At 64.2% G+C, this 575-nt stretch carries 1 protein-coding gene; it reads left to right on the top strand.

Annotated features, from left to right (window positions below; genetic code table 11):
• Nucleotides 1-575 (top strand): alpha-amylase family glycosyl hydrolase (locus tag G6W55_RS38165; RefSeq protein ID WP_254876607.1); only part of this gene is annotated, 575 nt, incomplete at both ends.

Genomic DNA, 575 nt, shown 5'->3' with positions numbered 1-575 from the left:
GTTCCGGACACCTTCGAGGACACCCCGGCCAAGGACCGCGACCCCGAGTGGTTCAAGCGCGCCGTGTTCTACGAGGTCCTCGTCCGCTCCTTCCAGGACAGCAACGGCGACGGCGTCGGCGACCTCAAGGGCATCACCGCCAAGCTCGACTATCTCCAGTGGCTGGGGGTGGACTGCCTCTGGCTTCCGCCGTTCTTCAAGTCACCTCTGAGGGACGGCGGTTACGACGTCTCGGACTACACCTCGGTACTCCCCGAGTTCGGTGACCTGGCCGACTTCGTGGAGTTCGTCGACGCCGCGCATCAGCGCGGGATGCGCGTGATCATCGACTTCGTGATGAACCACACCAGCGACCAGCACCCGTGGTTCCAGGAGTCCCGCGCCAACCCCGACGGCCCGTACGGGGATTACTACATGTGGGCCGACGACGACAAGCAGTACGCCGACGCCCGCATCATCTTCGTCGACACCGAGGTCTCCAACTGGACCTTCGACCCGGTCCGCAAGCAGTACTTCTTCCACCGCTTCTTCTCCCACCAGCCCGACCTCAACTACGAGAACCCCGCGGTCCAGGA

This window comes from Streptomyces sp. CAI-85, assembly GCF_013363615.1.
GTDB classification, from domain to species: Bacteria; Actinomycetota; Actinomycetes; order Streptomycetales; family Streptomycetaceae; genus Streptomyces; species Streptomyces antibioticus_B.
Note: the sequence above shows the minus strand (reverse complement) of the source record. Positions and strands in the feature narration are given on the sequence as shown.